The organism is Arsenicibacter rosenii (assembly GCF_001870735.1).
In the GTDB taxonomy this organism is placed as follows: domain Bacteria; phylum Bacteroidota; class Bacteroidia; order Cytophagales; family Spirosomataceae; genus Arsenicibacter; species Arsenicibacter rosenii.
Window position 1 is genome coordinate 1 of sequence record NZ_MORL01000079.1, and the last position, 3,257, is coordinate 3,257.

3 protein-coding genes are annotated in these 3,257 nt (G+C 54.9%); all 3 read right to left on the bottom strand.

What is annotated here, in order from left to right; all coding sequences use genetic code 11:
* Window positions 1-991: CitMHS family transporter (locus tag BLX24_RS29725; protein WP_071506841.1), on the bottom strand; the 991-nt coding region annotated here is incomplete at its 3' end.
* 48 nt (window positions 992-1,039) lie between these two features.
* On the bottom strand, window positions 1,040-2,677 hold the full coding sequence (locus BLX24_RS29730; RefSeq protein ID WP_071506842.1) for a carboxylesterase/lipase family protein: 1,638 nt from the start codon (window positions 2,675-2,677) through the stop codon (window positions 1,040-1,042).
* 35 nt (window positions 2,678-2,712) lie between these two features.
* Window positions 2,713-3,257 (bottom strand): carboxylesterase family protein (locus tag BLX24_RS29735; protein WP_177225966.1); only part of this gene is annotated, 545 nt, incomplete at its 5' end.

Genomic DNA, 3,257 nt, shown 5'->3' on the forward strand with positions numbered 1-3,257 from the left:
CCGTCAGGGTTGGCAACAGGGACGCATGCTGTTCCGGAATCAGGGAAACGAGCGCCTTCGCCATGGCATCGATCATTTTTGAGCCGGTCAGGATACCGGAGAAAATACCGGCCGCAAAGATCATACCCGAGACCATAAAAATATTGCTCCCGTGTGCCTTCAGTACGTTCTGCTGGTCGGACAACCGGGGAAAGTTAATGAACAGTGCCAGCATGGACGCTACCACAAACAACACCGGCGTCGGGACCCATCCCTTAATGAGGCTAACCAGTAAGCTAATGGTCAGCAGCGCATTGACAAGGATCAGTTTAGGTCGGCGCAGTGCACGCTGACTCTCCGTCAGGTTTTCCTGATGCACATAATCGAGTGGCTGAATGCCAATGCGTTTTCGCTCCTGCCTGCCCAGCCAGTAAGCCACGGCCAGTACCCAGCCAATGCCTGCAATGATCGCGGGAATGTTCGGGTTAAAGAGCAGATTGGCTTCGGTTTTCAGGGTCGAAATGGCGCGTGCCGATGTGCCTGACCACGGGACCAGATGCAGCGGGCCGACGCTCAGAGCCACGATGCCGGGCAACACCGTCTTCCGGATACCCAGCTGCCGGTAGATGGGCAGAAATGCCGAGAGGACTATCATGAACGTTGCGGTACCGTCGCCGTCCAGATGGACAATCATGGTTAAAACGGCGGTACCGACAATAACTTTTAACGGATCTCCCTGCACATACCGGACAATACCGGCAATGATCGGATCAAAGAGCCCTGCATCGAGCATGGTGGCGAAATAAAGCACCGCAAACATCAGCAGGATCCCCGTCGGGGCAACCTGCCTGATCCCGGCCAGCATCATTTCGCCCAACTCCTTAGGGTCAACTCCCGCTACGAACCCCATAACCAGCGGCACAAGCACGAGCGCGGTAATTACAGACAGCCGCCTGGTGATGATCAGCAGCAAAAAAAAGCCGATGGTGGCAAAACCGGTCAGAGCAAGCATAGGTGATAGGCAGAAAGAGACCGGCCAGCAATGGCCGGTCGGTTACGGTTAGAGTGCCCGGTCAGGAGCTATGGCCAGAATGTCTTTATCGTGATGTGTTTTCTCAACGCATTGGTTATCAAACAGCATGGCCGCTCCGTTTTGCGGCGTGTAGGGCTTCCAGCTGGGTAAGCCTTTGTGGCCCGGATTACCGGTTCGGGCAAAGTTGATCCACGACTGACTCATTTTGTCGGCGAGTACATACGCCTCTTTGCCGCCACCGGTCATTTCTTCACACCGGCCGATGTTGTCGAACACAAACGGAATTTCCATGCAGTGCAGGGATTTGTATTTTCCGTCGACCACCGGCGATTGCCAGGTAAACAGGTACATATACACTGGTGCCGGTGAGGCGGCCTTGAGATCGGCCATTTTAATGGCGCTGCGGCGGAACATATCGTCGATATTCAGAAAATCTTCCGGTTTCTGCGTTTCCGGATACGCTTTTTTAACGGCAGCAATGTAGGCATCGGCCTTATCGCCATATTGTTTGGTGAGCGCATTCCTGACATCCGCCATTGAGTTGACCGGACCGGCGCCCATCCCGAAAAACGGCGCAAACTCATTTTTGGTTGAGCCGATCAGCAGCGGGATATTGGCCGAAATAGCTTTGGCTTCGGCCGAAACCGGCTGATAGGGAAGCAGATTGCCGTCGAGTACGGGAGCCCACGACCACCCGAACGGGCCGAGCGGTTTGCCTTCTTTCGTCAGCTGTGCCTGCACTTTCTGAATGGCTTTCTTACCGGCAGCGGCCAGTTTCTCGAACGGAACAGACTGCAGCGAATCTACCTGCCCGGGGTTCAGATTAAACTCTTCAAGGACCAGCGCGCTGATTCTCCTCGTGATTGTCTGGTCGTTAAACTGCAGACCCAGCCCGCCGCTCTGGATAATGGCTTTGCTGAAAAGTCCCTTTGCCGAGGGCGTATTCAGCAGGGTATTTACCTTACCGCCGCCGCCCGACTGGCCGAAAATCGTGACGTTGTCCGGATCACCGCCAAAACCGGCGATATTTGCTTTCACCCACTGAAGGGCCGCAATCATATCGTGGACACTGTTGTTGGGCGAGGCTTTGTATTGATCCCCATAGGCCGACAGGTCCAGAAAGCCCAGTATGTTCAGCCGGTGGTTAATCGAAACCAGCACCACATCGCCTTTTTTACTGATGTTTTCCCCATCATACGAAGGCAATTCCTGCGACGAGCCCGCCGTATGCCCCCCGCCGTGTAACCAGACCATGACCGGTCGCTTTTTACCGTCATTTACCCCTTTCGACCAGATATTGAGGCGCAGGCAGTCTTCGTTCGGATAGCCCCAGTCGTGATGAAACACAAACTCTGATTCGTCATTTACCGTCGTGGTCGGGTCCATCAGCGGACATACCGGTCCGTAGCTCATGGAACTGCGGACGCCGGTCCATGAATCGGGTTTTGAGGGAGCCATGAAGCGTTTGGCCTTTGCGTAGGGAATACCCTTGAAGGTAAAAATACCGTTGTGGATGTACCCGCGTACTTTGCCATAGGCCGTACCGACTACCGCAGCGTCTTTGCCCGAAACAAGGGGCAGGCTTACCGGTTTGGCGGCCTGTCCCAGCGTAAGAAGCGGTAAGGCTACCAGGGCAATTGTTTTGATTAACGTGTTTGTATTCATCTGGTTATGTTAAGGGAATTGTACAGATTCAGGGGCTATTTGGTTATTACCGACAGCAGATAATTGAGCCGCTGCCCGTCCGTTAAGACCGCCGGCTGGCATTGATCGCCAAGGACCATGATCGTTTGCGAAAGGGTGCTGAACGCCGGCCATTCGGGTAGTGACGGGCCGTTTGGGTTGCCGGTTTTTATGAAGTTGGCCCAGTAATTCGCCATGCTGACGGCCAGTACATTGTCGGTCATGTCGAGTGGGCGCAGGTTTTTGTCGATAAAGGCGAGGTTATCATACGCATAGGCAACTTCGCCCGTATGAAAAGCGCCGTAGCTGGCATACTGGCCCGTAGCCGGAATTTTGCGGGTAAACCGGTAAACATAAACCGGCTGGTGCTGGTCGCTGGCGGTGGTTGCCCACTTAAAATTCTGCGCTCCGAAGATTTGGTCTCTGGACAGTTCCGTTTGCGAGCGGGCGGCCTCGGCCTCGCTCCCGGCGGGATAATAAGTGGCAAGCTCAGCCNGGGCGGCCTCGGCCTCGCTCCCGGCGGGATAATAAGTGGCAAGCTCAGCCGCTTTCGCCCCATATT

Coding starts and splice junctions, on each gene's coding strand:
- BLX24_RS29730 (WP_071506842.1), bottom strand. CDS start 2,677: ATGAATACAAACACGTTAATCAAAACAATTGCCCTGGTAGCCTTACCG.